We start from the raw sequence: 18,684 nt of genomic DNA, 5'->3' as shown, positions 1-18,684 counted from the left end.
CTTTTATTAGGGCTTTTATTTTTTATAAAAAATGGATATAAAACAAATACACAATAAGTTTTTGACTACATCGTCAATATGTACTGATACAAGAAAAATTCAGTTAAATTCTTTATTTGTAGCTTTAAAAGGCGATAATTTTGATGCAAATACATTTGCTCAAGAAGCTTTGAACAAAGGCGCCGCCTATGTAATTATTGACAATCCAGATTATTATATAAATGAAAAGACGATAGTTGTTGAGGATAGCCTCATAGCATTGCAAGAATTAGCAAAATTTCACCGTGATTATTTAAATTTACCCATTTTAGCACTTACCGGTAGTAATGGCAAGACAACGACTAAAGAACTTATAAACGTTGTATTGTCTAAAAAATTCAAGGTTACAGCTACCATAGGAAATTTGAACAATCATATCGGAGTACCATTAACCTTATTGTCATTTACTAAAGATACCGAAATCGGAATTGTTGAAATGGGTGCTAATCACCAAAAGGAAATTGAGTTTTTGTGTAATTTAGCGAAACCTAATTTTGGTTATATTACCAATTTTGGGAAAGCGCATTTAGAAGGTTTTGGTGGTGTAGAAGGTGTTATAAAAGGTAAGAGTGAAATGTATACTTATTTGCTTGGGGCAAAAGGTAAAGTGTTTGTAAATTTAGATGATGCCATTCAAGTTGAAAAAACGAGTAATATTGAACGGATTACTTTTAGCAATTCTGATGAAAAGGCTACTGTTTTTGTCAATGAAATTACCGCAAATCCATTAGTTTCAATCCAATTTAATAAAGTTAAAATCAATTCAAATTTAATCGGACTTTACAATGCAAACAATATTATTGCTGCTCTAACAATAGGTAGATATTTCAATATTTCTGATGAAAAAATAAAAGAGGCAATAGAATCTTATATTCCGGATAACAATCGTTCTCAACTTATTGTAAAAAATACTAATGAGATAATTCTAGATGCTTATAATGCTAATCCAAGTAGTATGAAAGTAGCTCTAGAAAATTTTAATCAACTTGAAAAAGAGAATAAAGTTATTATTATCGGCGATATGTTTGAACTTGGTTCTGAAAGTAGCGCAGAACATAAAGCGATTGTAAATCAATTAGAAAAATATATTGGAGTACAAGTTTACTTTGTAGGTAGTGATTTTTACAAAGTCCAGATTGATAAGTCAAATTTTAATTTTTTTAGCAGTTTTGACGATTTTATTTCTAACACTGATTTTAACTATTTTAATAATAAAGCAATATTGATAAAAGGTTCTAGAGGAATGGCTTTGGAAAGAGTCTTACAATATTTGCCCTAATCACAATGAGTTTCTAATCAATAAAGAACTCTTATTTTCAATTTTATTTTTTTTGTTTTCTAAAATCATTTGAGCTAGCAGTTTTCCCATTTCTATAAAATCGGTCGAAATGGTAGTAATTCCTTTTTCTATTATTTTTTTTAGAGGTGTGTCATTATATGAAATTATTCCGTAATCTGAACCTAATTTTAATTTTTGTAGAATCGATTTTTCTATCACTTTAACCAGATGCCTGTCATTTGGAATTATAAATACTTCACCATAATTGATTTGTCTATCGTTAAAATCTTGAATAATTTCATAATCAAAGTTGTTTTCGACGCAAAATTTTTCAAAGCCAATTTTCATTCCAATAGGTTCTCTAAAACCAGGAAAGATTAAAATCAGTTTTTCATATTTATTGAGCAGTTTTTTTCCCTTATTTAGTGCGTCGTAAATATTTTTTATAAAATTTTGATGTACCGATGGATACATTTCTAATTCACTATTGGTTTGGTCTAAAATGTAGACGTCCTGTTTGGGTAAAGTTTTTATAATTTTTGCAGCGTCAGTTAAATTGGTTGGCATTATGATGTACTTAGAATAATTTCCATTACTTTCATTAATTAATTTCTTGAACATTTCGATGTTAAAATGATGAAAGAAAATGTCAATTTGTGCCGAATTATTGATGCTTTCCAAAAACGAATTGTAAAGGTCTTCTTTGAAACTATTCAATTCGTCAAATAATAAAAAGATACGTTGCTCAAAACTGAACTCGACACTTTTAACATAATATCCCTTTCCTAAAATGGAGAAAATAATACCACGTTTTTTGAGTTCATCATAAGCCAATAAGACGGTATCCCTAGAAATCGAAAATTCCAAACTTACTTTATTTACCGACGGAAGTTTGTCACCTCGTTTCAAGCGATTTTCAGCAATTGCAATTTCTATGGATAGGACAATTTGCTTGTATTTAGGATGTGATGAACTGGTGTTGATGTTTATTATTTTCATTATTAAATTTAAATTGTTCCTTTTCGAAATCGATATAACTGGTGGCAAGATACAAATAAACTGGTAGGTAGTGGTAGAGTAAATTAATATTATAAACTATTTTTGTTATCACATTGACATTATAGTTATGCTTAAAAATAATTATCCGCAAATTTCGAGTTCTATTTTTAGTAAATTCTTCGGAAACCTTTCTGATGGCAATGATGTTTTACTTTTTACACTTTCTAACAAGAACGGTGCAGAATTATCGGTAATGAATTATGGTGCAACAATTACATCATTGAAAATTCCAGTTTCTGAGACTAATAAAGTTGATGTTGTTTTAGGATTTGATTCACTTCAGGATTACATAAATTCATATGATTTACCAAGCGCACCTTATTTTGGAACAACCGTTGGACGTTTTGCTGGAAGAATAAATAACGCACAATTTACACTTAACGAGAATCAATTTCTATTGAATAAAAATCACGGAAACCACAATCTTCACGGAGGAAATAATGGTTTTAGTAAAAAATTCTGGAAATTTATTGAAACGGCTGAATCTGATAATCCATCTATTACTTTTCAGTACATCAGTGAAAATAATGAAGAGAATTTTCCAGGCGAATTGACTATAAATGTTACGTACACTTTAACAGATGATAACCAATTAATTGTAAATTATACTGCAACTTCAACCGAAGATACGATAATCAATTGTACGCAACACAGTTATTTTAATCTTGATGGTCAAGCTGATGCTATTACCAATCAAATACTCTTTGTGAATTCTAAGCAAATTTTAGAAACTACATCAGAAAATATTCCAACAGGAAAATTCGTAAATTTAGAAAAGCATTCGTTTGATTTTTCAAATTCTAAAAATGCTCCACATCAAATTGATAACACCTTTGTTTTAGAAAATAGTATCGAAGTCAATGCATTTCTTTTTAGTGAGAAAAATAGGTTAAAAATGTCGGTTTTAACCAATCAACCAGCGGTTCATGTTTATGTTGGCGGCAATTGTTTCAATCAAATTAAAGGAAAAGAAAATGTAAACTATAATGCACAAAGCGGAATATGTTTTGAAACACAAAATTTTCCTGATGCACCAAATCACAAACATTTTCCGAATGCAATCTTAAGAAAAGGCGAGCACTACAAACATAATACCATCTTTAAATTTGAAAATTTATAATTATGAAAAATATTTTATTTTTACTTCTAACACTTTCGCTAGTTGCTTGTTCGTCGAGTGATGATGCGCAACAATCTTCAAATCCAACACCAACAGATGAATTTATACGAGCAGCTGACGTTTCTTTTTTGCCTATAATAGAGAGTGAAGGTACAGTTTACAAATACAATGGTGTAGCTCAAAATGCATTGACAACTTTAAAAAATGCAGGTTGCAACACTGTAAGAATCCGACTTTGGAAAAATCCAATTGATGCAGTTTCAAGTTTACCCGAAGTAAAAGCATTGGCACTTAGAGCAAAACAAGCCGGACTTAAAGTATGGGTAACTGTTCATTATTCAGATACTTGGGCCGATCCTGGCGCGCAAGCAATTCCAACAGAATGGCAAAGTTTGAGTTTTGCCAATTTAAAAACGGCTGTTGCCAATTATACAGCAACAATTCTAACCGAAATTCAACCTGATATTTTTCAAATTGGAAACGAAACCAACGACGGATTGTTATGGCCTCAAGGAAAATTATCTACTAATGAAGTACAAAGTTTAGAGTTATTTCAAGTGGCAAGCGAAAAAATTAGAAGTCAATCGCCAACTACTAAAATCATGTTGCATTATGCAGGAACGTCAGGTGCTGATTGGTTTTTTAACAAAGTGCGCAACATAAATTACGATTATATTGGCCTTTCTTATTACCCAATTTATCACGGAAAAAATCTAACGACGGTACAAAACACCATGAATTCATTGGGTTCATTATACAATAAAAAAGTTATTATAGCTGAAACTTCTTATCCATTTACTTTAGGATTTAACGATTTTACAAATAATGTTGTCGGATTAGACAATCAATTAATTCCAGAATATCCAGCAACTAATGAAGGTCAGAAAGCTTTTTTATTAGCAATTAAAAATTTGGTAAAACAAAGTGCACACGGTATCGGATTTTGTTATTGGGGTGGAGAATGGGTTGCTTTTAGAGGACCAACTTCAAGCAATGGTTCTTCATGGGAAAATCAATCGTTGTGGGACTTTAATAATAATGCACTTCCTGTAATGGATGCTTTTAGCCAAAATTAATTATGAATAAGAGACAACTTTTTAATGTCACATTATTAATTACAATAGTATTGATAATTACTTCTTGCAAAAGCGCTAAATCGTCTTTCGTAAAAGGTGCCGACGTGGGTTGGTTGCCTCAAATGGAAGCTACAGGGTACAAATTTTACGATCAAGATGGAACCGAAAAAGAATGTCTTCAATTGCTAAAAGATAGAGGAATGAATTCGGTTCGTTTGCGAGTTTGGGTAAATCCAAATGACGATAAAGCTAGTGGACATTGTAGTAAAGATGAAACTGTCGCGATGGCATTGCGTGCCCAAAAAATGGGAATGCGAGTGATGATTAACTTCCATTATTCCGATTCTTGGGCTGATCCTGCAAAGCAAAATAAACCTGCAGCGTGGAAAAATCACAGTTTCCCAGAATTATTAAACGATGTTTACAATCATACTTTTGAGGTGATTTCGGCTTTAAAAAACGCAGGAGTAACTCCAGAATGGGTGCAGGTTGGAAACGAAATTCCAGGCGGAATGATGTGGCCAGAAGGAAGCACCGATAATTGGAACCAACTTGGACAACTTTTAAATAAAGGTTACGATGCTGTGAAAGCTGTTGATAAAAATATCAAAGTAATCGTTCATGTTGATGAAGGAAATAACAATGCAAAATTCAGAACGTTCTTCGATAATGCCACAGCTCAAAAGGTAAAATACGACATCATAGGACTTTCCTATTATCCTTATTGGATTAAAAAAGATTATTCAGAAACCATTGCCGACTTAGAATTCAACCTTAACGATATGGTAAAACGGTACAATAAAGACGTGATGATTGTAGAAGTTGGAGGTGAAGATGATAAAGTTCAAAATACTTATGAATTATTAAAAGCTACTATTGAAGCAGTAAAAAAAGTTCCAAACAAAAGAGGTTTGGGAGTGATGTATTGGGAACCACAAGGAGCAAAATCATGGAGTGGTTACAGTTTAAGCGCATGGCAAGCAGATGGGAAACCTTCGCCAGCATTAGATGCATTTAAAGAATAATTATGATGAAAAAAATATACTATTTTGCTCTAATTTTAATGAGTTTAAGTACAACTTTTGCTCAGAAAAAAATCAGTTTAGACGAAGATTGGAGATTTCATTTTGGAAATGCAGCCGATGTTTCCAAAGATTTCGATTATGGAAAAACAGCGTTGCTTCACAAGTCAAATGTCTATGCAACTACCATTGTAAATCCAAAATTTGTAGATACCACTTGGAAAAAAATCAACGTTCCACACGATTGGGTTGTCGAACTTCCTTTTGTAAAATCTGAGCAAGTTGAAATGGACAGTCACGGTTACAAGCCTGTTGGTGGTGCTTATCCAGAAACGAGTATTGGTTGGTATCGCAAACATTTTTCTGTTGACAAAAAAGACGATGGAAAACGATTCGAACTTCAATTTGACGGAATTTACAGAAATGCCGAAATTTGGTTCAACGGATTTTATGTAGGAACTAATTTTAGTGGTTATGTTGGTAATTCTTACGATGTTTCAGATTATGTAAATTTTGAAGGCGATAATGTCATTGTAATTCGAGTAGATGCTACACAATATGAAGGTTGGTTTTATGAAGGTGCCGGAATTTATCGTCACGTATGGTTGAATGTTACCGATAAAGTTTTCATCCCAAATGACGGTGTTTTTGTACATTCAAAAGTAAACGGTAAAAACGCAACAGTAACGATTGAAACTGAAGTTGAAAATAAAAATCTAGAATCTTCAAATGCTGTTGTTTATTCCATAATTACCGATAGAAATGGCAAGCAACTCGGTAAAACTTCTGAACAAAAAGTAGTACTTTCGGTTAACGGAAAAACTACCATTAAGCAGAATCTATACTTGAACAACGTTACATTTTGGTCAATTGAAAATCCGTATTTGTACAAGGTAATTTCTGTTGTAAAATCAGGAAACCAAATGGTACATCAAACGAAAACTCGTTTCGGAATTAAAACGGTTAAATTCGATTCCAAAGAAGGCTTTTTCTTAAACGGTAAAAAAATCAAAATTCAAGGAACAAACAATCATCAAGACCATGCCGGAATTGGAAGTGCGTTACCTGATTTCATGCAATATTATCGTATAAGATTACTCAAAGAAATGGGTTCCAATGCTTACAGAGCTAGTCATAACGCACCAACTCCAGAACTTTTAGAAGCTTGTGATAGTTTGGGAATGTTAGTTCTTGATGAACAGCGTTTGCTAAACAGTAGTCCAGAATATATCGACCAATTTAAAAGAATACTTAAACGCGATAGAAATCACGCTTCTGTTTTTTTATGGTCCATTGGAAATGAAGAGCAAAACATTCAAGGAAATGACTACGGAAAACGAATTGCAAAATCACTTTTAGCCATTCAAGAAGAATTAGATCCAACTCGAACTTCAACTTATGCTGCCGATATGGCAAATGATTTTAAAGGTGTAAATGAAGTAATTCCAATTCGTGGATTTAATTATCGTGAATATGCCGTAGCCGATTATCATCGCGATCATCCCAATCAACCGTTGCTTGGAACCGAAATGGGAAGTACTGTAACAACGAGAGGAATTTATGAAAAAGATGAAATTCGTGCCTATGTTCCAGACCAAGACATTACACATCCTTGGTGGGCAAGTAAAGCTGAAACTTGGTGGAAATTGGCTGCAGAAAATGACTATTGGCTTGGTGGTTTTGTGTGGACAGGATTTGATTATCGTGGTGAACCAACACCTTATAAATGGCCCAATATCAGTTCGCATTTCGGAATATTAGATGTTTGTGGTTTCCCGAAAAATATTTATTACTACTATAAAAGTTGGTGGACGAATGAAGATATTTTGCACATTTCACCACATTGGAATTGGCCTGAGAAAGTTGGGAAACCTATTGATGTTTGGATAAATACCAATGCTGACGATGTAGAATTATTCCTTAACGGAAAGAGCTTAGGAAAAAAAGTCATGCCAAGAAACAGCCATTTGCAATGGGAAGTTAATTACGAACCAGGAACGTTAGAAGCAGTTGCTTATAAAAACGGAAGGAAATTAACTTCAAAAGTTGAAACTACTAATCACGCTACAAAAGTTGTTGCTGAAGCCGATAAATCTTCGGTTTTAGCGGATGTTAAAGATGGAGTAATTGTAAATATTTCTATTGTTGATGATAAAGGTAGAGAAGTTCCAAATGCTAACAATATGGTTTATTTCAAATTAACAGGTGATGCTAAAATTATTGGTGTTGGTAATGGCGATCCAAGTTCGCATGAACCTGATAAATGTGCTGATGGTGCTTGGCAAAGAAGTGCATTCAACGGAAAATGTCAAGTGATTATTCAAGCGGGAAAAACAGTTGGAGATTTAAAATTAGAGGTAAAATCTAATGGATTGAGTTCGTCAACGATTATGATTACTATGAAAAAATAATTGTAACCACATAGAAACATAGGAATAAAAACTTAAAAAGGCGCTTTGCTTTAAATAAAATGCATAGCTATGTGGAAAATTAAATTTCTAATTTAATCTTTTAATCAGTTGGAAATCTATGCTTCTATGTGGTTTAAATTTAGGGTAAAAAGTGTAATTTGAAGAAATTAAAAACAGGTACTGTAACAAGTCTAGCATAATAATGAAAAAAAAATTAATACAAAATACATCGGAGCATTTTGAAAAAACCTTTCAAAATAAACCGGAACATATTTTCCTTTCACCAGGTAGAATCAATATTATCGGTGAACATATTGATTACAATGATGGATTTGTTTTGCCAGCAGCCATTAATAAATACGTTTGTATTGCGATTTCACCCAATAAAAATTCTGATTGTAAAATCATAGCCAAAGATTTGAATGAGGTTTTCGAATTTAATTTGAAGGATACTTTAGTTCCAAGTCAAACCATGTGGATCAATTATATTCTTGGGGTTTTGCAACAACTAAAAGAACAAAAGCAATTCGATAGCGGATTTAACGCTGTTTTTAGTAGTTCTGTTCCAATTGGTTCGGGACTTTCCTCTTCAGCTGCGGTGGAATGCGGATTTGCGTATGCCTTCGATAAAATGTTTACTTTAGGTTTGACCAAAGAAAAAATCGCACTTATCGGACAAAAATCAGAACATACTTTTGTAGGAGTAAATTGTGGAATTATGGATCAATTTGCTTCAGTTTTTGGCAAGAAAAATAAGGTAATTAAATTGGATTGCAACACGTTTGCATACGAATATCACAAAGCAGACTTCAAAAAATATGCACTACTTTTATTGGATAGCAATGTAAAACATACGCATTTAACATCAGGTTACAACGATAGAAGAAACGAGGTAGAACAAGGTTTAGCTATCATAAAAAGTCATTTTCCTGAAGTAAAAACTTTTAGAAATTGTACTGAAGAAATGGTAAATGTTCTTAAAAAGGAACTTGGAGAAATCGTTTATAAAAGATGTCATTTTGTAGTGAAAGAAATTCAACGTGTTCAAGATGCAGTTGAGGCTTTAGAAAATTCAGATTTTAATAAGTTAGGAAATTTAATGACTGAAACACATCACGGTTTGTCTAAAGAATATGAAGTGAGTTGTGATGAATTAGATTTTTTAGTTGATGCTGTAGCCAATGAAACCTCGGTTTTAGGAGCAAGAATGATGGGTGGTGGTTTTGGTGGTTGTTCGATAAATTTAGTAGAAAAAGGTTCAGAAAAAGAACTAATCGATAAAATTTCAGCACAATATCGTTCCAAATTTGGAATAGAATTAAAATCATATAAAGTCAAAATATCCAAAGGGACATCAGAGTATAAAAATTAAGAAATTAAACCATTAAGAAAGTTAAGGCAATTAAGCTTAATGAAACTTAATACCTTAATGGTTTATAATAAAAACTTTTATTTAGTAATTAGATAACATGCAACAATTCGACCATAACGAACATCCACATAGAAGATACAATCCGTTGCTAGACGAATGGATTTTGGTTTCGCCACATCGTGCCAAACGTCCATGGCAAGGTCAAAACGAGAAAATTGTAGAAGATAATCGTCCAGAACACGATGCAAATTGCTATTTGTGCTCAGGAAATGTTCGTTCTAACGGAGTAAAAAATGACAATTATACCGATTGTTATGTATTTGAAAATGATTTTTCTGCTTTATTGCGAGATGAGGTTGATTTTGAAAATAATTCCAACAATTTATTTCAGTTAAAACCTGAACGAGGAATTAATAAAGTCATTTGCTTTTCACCTAAACACAATCTCACATTACCTGAAATGGAAGTTTCAGATATTGAAAAAGTGGTAAAAGTTTGGAAAGAGCAATACATAGAATTGGGAAGTCAAGATTTCATCAATTACGTTCAGATTTTTGAAAATAAAGGAAGCGTAATGGGTTGCAGCAATCCGCATCCGCATGGTCAAATTTGGGCGCAATCGTCATTGCCAACTCAAATAGAAAAAACACAAAAAAACCTACGTTCTTACTACGATAAAAACCAATCTAGTTTGTTGAAAGATTATGTTGAGCAAGAATTAAAGATGCAAGAACGTATCGTTATTGAGAATGATCATTTTGTGGTTTTGGTTCCTTTTTGGGCAACTTGGCCTTATGAAACCATGATTGTCAGCAAAAGACATTTTGGAAATATTATTGCGATGACTAATTATGAAACGAAAGCTTTTTCAGAAATTCTAAAAGGAATTACCGTCAAATACGATAACTTATTTGAAACGTCTTTTCCTTATTCAGCAGGAATCCATCAAGCACCAACGGATAGGGTTTCGCATCCAGAATGGCATTTTCACATGCATTTTTATCCACCATTATTGCGAAGCGCGACTGTAAAAAAATTTATGGTCGGATACGAAATGCTAGCTGAAGCACAACGCGATATTTCACCTGAACAAAGTGCTAAAATTTTAAGAGAGTTATCAGATATTCATTTTAATAAGAGATAATTAAAGAAAAGTAATTTAAAGAATAAACTTTAACCATTAAAAAATTAAGATTCATTAAGATTTGACACATCCTTAATTCATTGATAGTTAAATAATTGAAAACTAACCATTAAACTAAACCAATGCAAACCTTAGCAACCAAAGACTATATTGTTTTCTTCCTCTATTTTATCATAATTGTTGGTTACGGATTTTGGATTTACAACCGAAAAAAGAAAGCACAAACCAGTAGTAACGATTATTTCCTTGCCGAAGGTTCTCTTACATGGTGGGCAATTGGAGCGTCTTTAATTGCAAGTAACATCAGTGCTGAGCAGTTTATTGGAATGAGCGGAAGTGGTTTCAAAATGGGATTGGCTATTGCGACATACGAATGGATGGCAGCAATTACTTTGGTAATCGTGGCCATTTTTTTTATGCCTGTTTATTTGAAAAACAAAATATTCACCATGCCGCAATATTTAAAACAGCGGTATAATGGTAATGTAGCAATGATTATGGCCGTTTTTTGGTTGTTATTATATGTGTTGGTAAATCTGACTTCCATTTTATATTTGGGCGCTTTAGCGATTAGTAGTATTTCAGGGTTGAATATTACTTTGTGTATGATTTTTTTGGCGGTTTTTGCCGTTATGATTACGCTTGGCGGAATGAAAGTTATTGGTTATACCGATGTTATTCAGGTTTTTTTCTTGATTTTAGGCGGATTGATTACAACGTATTTAGCATTAAATTTGGTTGCAACCGAATTTGGTTCTGATGGAGTAATTAGCGGATTCAATATTATGCGAGACAAGGCAGATGACCATTTTCATATGATTTTTGATAAATCGAATCCGAATTATATGGATTTGCCAGGACTTTCCGTACTAATTGGTGGAATGTTAATTATCAATCTGAATTATTGGGGTTGCAACCAATACATTACCCAAAGAGCTTTAGGTGCCGATTTGAAAACTGCTCGTGGCGGAATTTTATTTGCGGCTTTCTTAAAATTATTAATGCCAATTATAGTCGTTTTACCCGGAATTGCAGCGTATGTTTTATATCAAAACGGACATTTTCAAACCGAAATGTTACAAGATGGAAGTGTAAATCCAGACCGAGCTTATCCTATTTTATTGAATTTATTACCTGTAGGATTAAAAGGACTTTCGTTTGCAGCTTTGACAGCGGCGATTGTAGCGTCATTGGCAGGAAAAGCCAATAGTATAGCAACAATTTTCACATTGGACGTTTATAAAGAAAAAATTAATGTTGACGCAAGCGAGAAAAAATTAGTAAGCATCGGAAAACTAACGATAATCACAGCAATGATTATTGCCGTTGTCGTAGCGCCACTTTTAGGAATAGATAAAAAAGGAGGTTTTCAATACATTCAAGAATATACAGGATTTGTGAGTCCTGGTGTTTTTGCGATGTTTATTTTGGGTTTCTTTTGGAAAAAAACTACTTCAAATGCGGCTTTATTTGCAACAATTGGAGGTTTTATTCTTTCTATAATTTTCAAATTCATGCCAGCTTTCGTTGATTTATCGTTCTTAAATCCGATGGGTTTTGCGGTGCCAAATGCTAAAGGTGTCTATGAAATTCCGTTTATTGATAGAATGGGATTTGTATTCTTAATTTGCGTTATCGGAATGTACTTTATTAGTATGTATGAAACTAAAAAAGGAGTGCCAACCAATGGTTTAGAAGTTGATAAAACGATGTTCAAAATGTCACCAAGTTTTACTGTAGGAATGCTTGTGATTGTTGCGGTTACAGCAGCTTTGTATACTGTTTTTTGGTAAGAAGTAGTTCTAGAATAAAAATAAAAAAAAACTCCTTAATTTCTTAAGGAGTTTTTTGTGGGCAATAAGGGATTCGAACCCCTGACCCTCTGGGTGTAAACCAGATGCTCTGAACCAACTGAGCTAATTGCCCGAATGTATTGTAATCTGTGGGCGATAAGGGATTCGAACCCCTGACCCTCTGGGTGTAAACCAGATGCTCTGAACCAACTGAGCTAATCGCCCGATTAGCTGTAAATGCGAGTGCAAATATAGGCTTCTTTTTTGTATTAGCAAATAAAATTCAAGAAAATTACAAAACTTCTGCAACTACAAATGTGCTTCCTCCAATGTAAATAAAATCTTTTTCGTCTGCTATTTCCATAGCATTTGCATAAGCGTCTGAAACAGAATTATATGAATTTCCGAAGATTTGAAATTCTTGTGCTTTTTCTTTTAAAATAGTTGCATCTAAACCGCGAGGAATATTCGGTTTACAAAAATAATATTGTGCATTTTTTGGAAATAAAGGTAAAATGTCATCAAGATTTTTATCGTTAACGACACCTAAAACGATATGAAGTTGATTGAAATGCTCTTTTTGAATTTGATTTAACACAACTTTTAATCCGTGTTCGTTATGTGCAGTATCACAAATCACTTTTGGATTTTCATTCAATTGCTGCCATCTTCCTTGTAATCCAGTATTTGTAACAACATTTAAAAATCCGTTTTTTATGTCGTTTTCAAGTATCGGATAAATATTTTGCAAGACAGTACAAGTTTGTACTACTGTTTTTTTGTTTGCTATTTGATAATCGCCTAAAAGAGCAGATGGATACGTTTCATTTATTAAATCGGATGCAAAATAAATTTCGGAATTAGTTTCTAGTGCTTTTCTTTCAAAAACAGGTTTGGTTTCTTTCGTATATTCACCAACGACTATAGGAATTTCTGGTTTTATAATCCCAGCTTTTTCAAATGCAATGGCTTCTAACGTTGTTCCTAAAAATTGTGTGTGATCTAATCCAATATTTGTTATAACCGAAATAAGCGGCGTAATGATATTGGTAGAATCCAATCGTCCGCCCATTCCTACTTCTATTATGTTAAGGTCTGTTTTTTCTTTTACGAAATATTCAAACGCTAAACCGACGCTCATTTCAAAAAAACTCATGTCATTTTCTTCAAAAAAACTTTTGTTTTTCTTTACAAAATCAATAACAAATTCCTCTGAAATATCTTGACCATTTATTTTTATTCGTTCTCTAAAATCGTTCAAGTGTGGCGAGGTGTATAATCCCACTTTATATCCAGCTTCTTGATATACAGAAGCTAATAGGTGAGAAGTTGAGCCTTTTCCGTTAGTGCCTGCAACATGTATGCACTTTAATTTTTTTTCTGGATGATTTATATGTTCGGCTAATAGTAGCGTGTTGGTTAAATCTTTTTTATAGGCCGATGCACCTTGCAATTGATACATGGGAAGCTGATTAAAAAGCCAATTTGTAGTTTCTTCGTAGTTCATTTGTATATAAAATGTGGGAAAGGTAAAATATTTTACGATTTTTATAGTTTAATAAAGTAAACGAATTTATCTTTAGTGCAAATTTCAACTTATTTTTAAAATTAAAACAAAAAATAGAATTATATGATTAATTTATTTATTGGATTACAAGCCGACACACTGTCACAAGCTGCAACAGGCGCTGTTATTGAGAATGTTGGTACAGCTAATGCTGAAATTTCTGTTTTAGAATTCATCTTCAAAGGTGGTTTTTTCTTAATACCAATTGCTTTATTACTTTTTTATACCTTTTATTTAATTGTAGAACGCTTTTTATTTATTCACAAAGCTGCCAAAATTGATCCAAATTTAATACGTGATGTAAAAGACAATCTAAATTCAGGAAATCTAGATATGGCGGTTTCATTGGCGGAAAGAAACGGAACAGCTTCTGGAGTAATTTTAAAAGAAGGAATTCTTACCATAGGACGACCAATTTCCGAAATTGAATCCAATATGGAGCGTGCCACGAATATCGAAATTGGACAAATGGAGAAAAAAATGGGACAACTCGGACTTATAGCTGGTATCGCACCAACACTTGGGTTTATTGGAACAATTGGTGGAGTAATCAAAATTTTCTATAGTATTTCACAAACAGAAGACATCAGTATCGGAAATATTTCTGGCGGTTTGTACGAAAAAATGATCAGTTCTGGAGCTGGTTTGATTGTTGGAATCATTGCGTATTCTGCCTATCACTTGTTCAACGGAAAAATTGATAATTTCTCGTTAGCAATCCAAAAACAAATTCTAGATTTTGTTAACATAATTCAAAGACCAAATGCCAATAAAACGAAATAAACGATTTCACGCTGAGGTAGCTACATCATCGCTCAGTGACATCATGTTCTTTTTGCTGTTGTTTTTCTTGATTATATCAACATTGGCAAATCCAAACGTGATCAAAATGACGTTGCCAAAGTCTAAAACAAACGAAAAAACCAACAAGCAACTCATCAGTTTATCGGTAACTGAAGACAAGAAGTTTTTCCTTGATAAAGAAGAAGTTTCCTTCGAAGCGTTAGAAACAACATTGCTTTCTAAGATTGATAAATCTAAAGATCAAACCGTTGTGGTTAGAATTCCGTTCAATTTGCAAGTTCAAGATTTAGTTGATGTTTTACAAATCGGAGTCAAGAACAACATGAAATTTGTAATCGCAACGAGTCCAAAATAATTTTTTTAGGAACAAATGGTTCGGGATTTATTTATCAACCATTCCTGCCTACCGAAAGGTAGGTTCCTGCTTTTCGTTCCAATAAAAAACCTTTCTGAACACCAGAAAGGTTTTTTTATTTCTACTTCAAACGAAGTTTACTGAACACCGATTATAATAAACTCTTTAGTGAAGTAATCAGGGCTAGATCATTTTTTGTATTGTTCTTTTATTTAATTTCTAATAGAAAAGTTATAAGTAATTGTTCCAACTTGGTTTTCCTCACCATTGCTTCGCGCATCCCATTTAGAATTTAAAGCAGCGCTTTTCGCTTGGCTAGCAAGGCATGCAGCTGTGTTAGTAGTTCCTCTGTAACCAGGTTTTGCATCAATAGTTCTTCCGTTCTTATCCACTGTGATTTGTACCACAACAGTTCCTTCTTCATCGCAATTGTAAGCTGGTTTAGGAATAGACAACGCTTTTCTACCAGTTAATGAATATCCAGATCCGACACCTTTTCCATTCCCACTTCCGCTTCCTCCACCACTTCCTGAACCTGAACCTGGTCCAGTTCCTGTGCCATTTCCATTTCCATTTCCGCCACCGGTTCCACCACCAGAACCACCAGTTCCAGAATAGCCGCTAGAATTTATATCGCCATTGGCTCGTCCTTGATTTCCAGAAGTACTGCTGTTTCCATCGCCGCCTTTTTTATTTCCTTTTAGGATATTTGCCAAAGCGTCATCTGTTTTTCTAACAACAGGTTTTGGTTGGGTAACGGCTGGTTTTGTAATTTCTTTGTTAATTACAACCGGAGTTTTTTTCTTAGGTTCGCTTTTAGGTACTGCAACCACATCATCATCGGTATTTTCCTGAGAAATAATGTTTTCGTCTTGACTTGCTGCGACTGGCGCTTGTTTAGTGTGTTGTTTTACATCCAATTCTCGACTAGTAAATTCAGCACCTTTACCAAATTCGGTATCGCCAAAATTTACAGTAACGCCACCACCGCCACCGCCACCAACAAGTTCCTCAAGATTGGAAGGTGGCCAAAAACGTATAAAAAATAAAATCAATAACAATAAAGCATACAAAACTATCGCTATTAAAAACGATTTTCTTTTGTCTTCTGATGTAGCATCTCTATTCATTATCTTATTGATTTTATATTTTAACGTCTAAATATACTAAAAATTGTAAAAGCAATAGTTATACCAATTGTTTCAGCGCAATTTCAAATGCTGTGGCACTAATGTTTTTCTTATCAGAATTTAATGAATGTGCTTTATCAATTGCTTTTTTAATTGTTTCTGAAGTATCATAAAATATAGCTTCATCAGTCATTTGAACTTTTTTCTCCATGAAATAAGCAAAAACGCGTGCCATTCCACAATTAGAAATAAAATCTGGTATCAAGCTCACTTTGCTATCTGTTTCTTCCATTATCGAACCGAAGAAAATTTCTTTATCAGCAAACGGAACATTCGCGCCACATGAAATTACCTCTAATCCAGAAGCAATTAAATTATCAATTTGATCTTTAGTAACTAATCTTGAAGCTGCACAAGGAGCAAAAATTTCAGCACCAATAGTCCAAATTTTTGAGTTGATTTCTTCAAACGGAATCATATTTTCGGCAACCAATTTGTTACCGTCTTTATTTAAGAACAATCTTCTGATTTCTTCGAAAGAAAATCCACCTTCATTAATTACTCCGCCATCGCGATCAATAATTCCGATAACTTTCACACCCATTTCTGCAAGGTAAAAAGCTGCGGCTGAACCTACATTTCCAAATCCTTGAACAATGGCTTTCTTTCCGTGAAAATCGCCACCATAAATATCATAATAATGACGCACCGCTTCGGCAACTCCATAACCAGTAATCATATCGGCAACGGTGTATTTTCTTAATACATCTGGAGAGAATTTTGTGTTTTCAATAACTTTTACAACACCTTGACGCAATTGCCCAATGCGGTTAATTTTATCAGCTTCTGTTGGTTTGAAATGTCCATTAAAAACGCCTTCTTGCGGATGCCAAACTCCACATTCTTCTGTAAAAGGAATAACCTCGTGAATTTCATCGACATTTAAATCGCCTCCAGTTCCGTAATAACTTTTCAGTAACGGAGAAACAGCTTTGTACCAACGTTGTAAAACACCTTTTTTTCTTGGGTCGTTTGGATCAAAATTTATTCCCGATTTGGCACCACCAATTGCTGGTCCAGAAACAGAAAATTTTACTTCCATAGTTTTTGCCAAAGACAAAACCTCATTCATGTCCAGTCCTTTCCTCATACGAGTTCCACCACCAGCTGCGCCTCCACGAAGTGAGTTAATTACTGTCCAACCTTCGGCTTCGGTTTCGCTATCTTTCCAGTTAAAAACTATTTCTGGTTCTTTATTCTCAAATTTTTTAAGTAAATCTTTCATTGTGTAATTTAGTTTGTGGTGCAAATATAAACTTTTAATAAGATTTAGAATTGATATCGTTTACACTTATTTGTTATGAAAAGATATAGAACTTATCACTTTTCATATTAATAAATGTGATTAATGCATTTTTACGAATTGATTTTATAATATACTTACGAGTGAACTAATAAATCTTCCCAGACGAATGATCCATTTCAGCGCCAGTAACACTGCTCAAAACATTAATTTCGTCACGAAGTTTTAATACGCCTAACAGTCCAAAGATTAAGGCTTCTTTAAATTCTAATGTTTTGTTATCTGGAATGATAATATCTAGTTCGGGTAAGTGAAATTGCATGCGTTCAATTAAATAATCATTGTATGCGCCGCCGCCAGTTATTAAGATCTTTCCACTTTTTTTAGGTAATGCTTTTAAAGTTTGATACGCAATATGTTCTGAAAAAGTATGCATTTTGTCTTCTGTTGAAACGGAATACTTTTCGATTAAAGGCAAGACAATTTCTTTCACAAATTCAAATCCAAGCGATTTTGGAAACGATTTTTTGTAATATTCTAAAGCATTTAATTCGTCGAAAAGCTTTGCAATTAAAGAACCTGAACGGGAGATTTTTCCTTTATCGTCATAATCCAATCCCAATTTATTAGCATAAAAATTCAAGACTGTGTTTACTGGAGCAATATCAAAGGCAATTCTTTTTCCGTTTTCTTCAAAAGATACATTAGAAAATCCGCCAAGATTCAAACAATAGTCGTATTCAGAAAATAAAATTCCATCGCCAATAGGAACTAAAGGTGCGCCTTGACCACCAAGTTGAACATCTTGAACTCTAAAATCACAAACAACTTTTTGATTAGTATAAGTAGCAATTTCGGGCAGATTACCAATTTGCAAGGTTATTCCTTTTTTGGGTTGGTGTAATATGGTATGCCCGTGAGAACAAATGGCATCAATATTTTCAATTTTATGATTGTGTATAAATTCTGAAATAATTTTACCAAGTAAACGAGTGTAATTTTGATTTAAAAATTCCAATTCCGACATGGAAAAATCGACTGCTTTTCGCAAATTGTTTAACCAAGCTGCATCGTATGAAATTGTTTCTGCAGCATTAATTTCATATTCCCATTTATTGTTTTTAATTGTAAATTGTATGTGTGCCAAGTCGATTCCATCCAATGAAGTTCCAGACATTACACCAATTATATTGTAGGTTTCTTTAAACAT

The 18,684-nt window shown here is 33.4% G+C and carries 15 protein-coding genes and 2 tRNA genes; 10 read left to right on the top strand and 7 right to left on the bottom strand.

The window, feature by feature from the left end:
- Positions 1-31: 31 nt before the first annotated feature.
- Positions 32-1,318 (top strand): UDP-N-acetylmuramoyl-tripeptide--D-alanyl-D-alanine ligase, encoded by a 1,287-nt coding sequence (locus ACZ098_RS04385; protein WP_487310510.1) that lies wholly within the window; start codon positions 32-34, stop codon positions 1,316-1,318.
- Here ACZ098_RS04385 and ACZ098_RS04380 read toward each other — a convergent pair whose 3' ends face one another.
- On the bottom strand, positions 1,319-2,317 hold the full coding sequence (locus ACZ098_RS04380; protein WP_487310509.1) for a GntR family transcriptional regulator: 999 nt from the start codon (positions 2,315-2,317) through the stop codon (positions 1,319-1,321).
- A 127-nt stretch (positions 2,318-2,444) separates the two neighbouring features.
- On the opposite strand from ACZ098_RS04380, the gene ACZ098_RS04375 reads away from it, so the two are divergent.
- From ACZ098_RS04375 to ACZ098_RS04345, 7 genes are all read left to right on the top strand, one after another.
- The gene (locus ACZ098_RS04375) at positions 2,445-3,497 is read left to right on the top strand and encodes an aldose epimerase family protein (RefSeq protein WP_487310508.1); all 1,053 of its coding nucleotides are present in this window, start codon (positions 2,445-2,447) and stop codon (positions 3,495-3,497) included.
- Positions 3,498-3,499: 2 nt separating this feature from the next.
- Positions 3,500-4,573, top strand: coding sequence for a glycoside hydrolase family 53 protein (locus tag ACZ098_RS04370; RefSeq protein ID WP_487310507.1), 1,074 nt, complete (start codon positions 3,500-3,502; stop codon positions 4,571-4,573).
- Between the two features lie 2 nt (positions 4,574-4,575).
- Positions 4,576-5,598 carry a glycoside hydrolase family 53 protein gene (locus ACZ098_RS04365; RefSeq protein ID WP_487310506.1) on the top strand — a complete coding sequence of 341 codons (1,023 nt, stop codon included), beginning with the start codon at positions 4,576-4,578 and terminating at the stop codon, positions 5,596-5,598.
- Positions 5,599-5,600: 2 nt separating this feature from the next.
- Positions 5,601-8,006, top strand: a complete 2,406-nt coding sequence (gene galA / locus ACZ098_RS04360; protein ID WP_487310505.1) for a beta-galactosidase GalA — start codon at positions 5,601-5,603, stop codon at positions 8,004-8,006.
- A 202-nt stretch (positions 8,007-8,208) separates the two neighbouring features.
- Positions 8,209-9,378, top strand: coding sequence for a galactokinase (galK, locus tag ACZ098_RS04355; protein WP_487310504.1), 1,170 nt, complete (start codon positions 8,209-8,211; stop codon positions 9,376-9,378).
- Between the two features lie 97 nt (positions 9,379-9,475).
- The gene (locus ACZ098_RS04350) at positions 9,476-10,522 is read left to right on the top strand and encodes a UDP-glucose--hexose-1-phosphate uridylyltransferase (protein WP_487310503.1); all 1,047 of its coding nucleotides are present in this window, start codon (positions 9,476-9,478) and stop codon (positions 10,520-10,522) included.
- A 122-nt stretch (positions 10,523-10,644) separates the two neighbouring features.
- Positions 10,645-12,315, top strand: coding sequence for a sodium/sugar symporter (locus ACZ098_RS04345; RefSeq protein ID WP_487310502.1), 1,671 nt, complete (start codon positions 10,645-10,647; stop codon positions 12,313-12,315).
- Positions 12,316-12,373: 58 nt separating this feature from the next.
- On the opposite strand, the gene ACZ098_RS04340 is transcribed toward ACZ098_RS04345, so the two are convergent.
- The 3 genes from ACZ098_RS04340 to ACZ098_RS04330 all read right to left on the bottom strand — a co-directional run bounded on the left by ACZ098_RS04340 (position 12,374) and on the right by ACZ098_RS04330 (position 13,822).
- Positions 12,374-12,448, bottom strand: a tRNA-Val gene (locus ACZ098_RS04340).
- 17 nt (positions 12,449-12,465) lie between these two features.
- Positions 12,466-12,540: transfer RNA gene (locus tag ACZ098_RS04335), tRNA-Val, on the bottom strand.
- 67 nt (positions 12,541-12,607) lie between these two features.
- The gene (locus tag ACZ098_RS04330; protein WP_487310501.1) at positions 12,608-13,822 is read right to left on the bottom strand and encodes a bifunctional folylpolyglutamate synthase/dihydrofolate synthase; all 1,215 of its coding nucleotides are present in this window, start codon (positions 13,820-13,822) and stop codon (positions 12,608-12,610) included.
- 123 nt (positions 13,823-13,945) lie between these two features.
- On the opposite strand from ACZ098_RS04330, the gene ACZ098_RS04325 reads away from it, so the two are divergent.
- Both ACZ098_RS04325 and ACZ098_RS04320 read left to right on the top strand, forming a co-directional pair.
- On the top strand, positions 13,946-14,665 hold the full coding sequence (locus ACZ098_RS04325) for a MotA/TolQ/ExbB proton channel family protein (protein ID WP_487310500.1): 720 nt from the start codon (positions 13,946-13,948) through the stop codon (positions 14,663-14,665).
- Positions 14,646-15,041 (top strand): ExbD/TolR family protein, encoded by a 396-nt coding sequence (locus tag ACZ098_RS04320; protein WP_487310499.1) that lies wholly within the window; start codon positions 14,646-14,648, stop codon positions 15,039-15,041. The genes ACZ098_RS04325 and ACZ098_RS04320 overlap by 20 nt, the downstream gene beginning before the upstream one ends.
- 212 nt (positions 15,042-15,253) lie before the next feature.
- Here the strand turns inward: ACZ098_RS04320 and ACZ098_RS04315 are convergent, their stop codons facing one another.
- The 3 genes from ACZ098_RS04315 to ACZ098_RS04305 all read right to left on the bottom strand — a co-directional run bounded on the left by ACZ098_RS04315 (position 15,254) and on the right by ACZ098_RS04305 (position 18,684).
- Positions 15,254-16,171: an energy transducer TonB gene (locus tag ACZ098_RS04315; RefSeq protein WP_487310498.1), complete on the bottom strand. Its 918-nt coding sequence runs from the start codon at positions 16,169-16,171 to the stop codon at positions 15,254-15,256.
- Positions 16,172-16,229: 58 nt separating this feature from the next.
- Entirely contained in the window at positions 16,230-17,456 is a 1,227-nt protein-coding gene (locus tag ACZ098_RS04310) for a Glu/Leu/Phe/Val dehydrogenase dimerization domain-containing protein (RefSeq protein ID WP_487310497.1), read from the bottom strand.
- A gap of 166 nt (positions 17,457-17,622) precedes the next feature.
- Positions 17,623-18,684, bottom strand: a complete 1,062-nt coding sequence (locus ACZ098_RS04305; protein ID WP_487310496.1) for an anhydro-N-acetylmuramic acid kinase — start codon at positions 18,682-18,684, stop codon at positions 17,623-17,625.

It is taken from the genome of Flavobacterium sp. SP2 (genome assembly GCF_057626655.1).
Note: the sequence above shows the minus strand (reverse complement) of the source record. Positions and strands in the feature narration are given on the sequence as shown.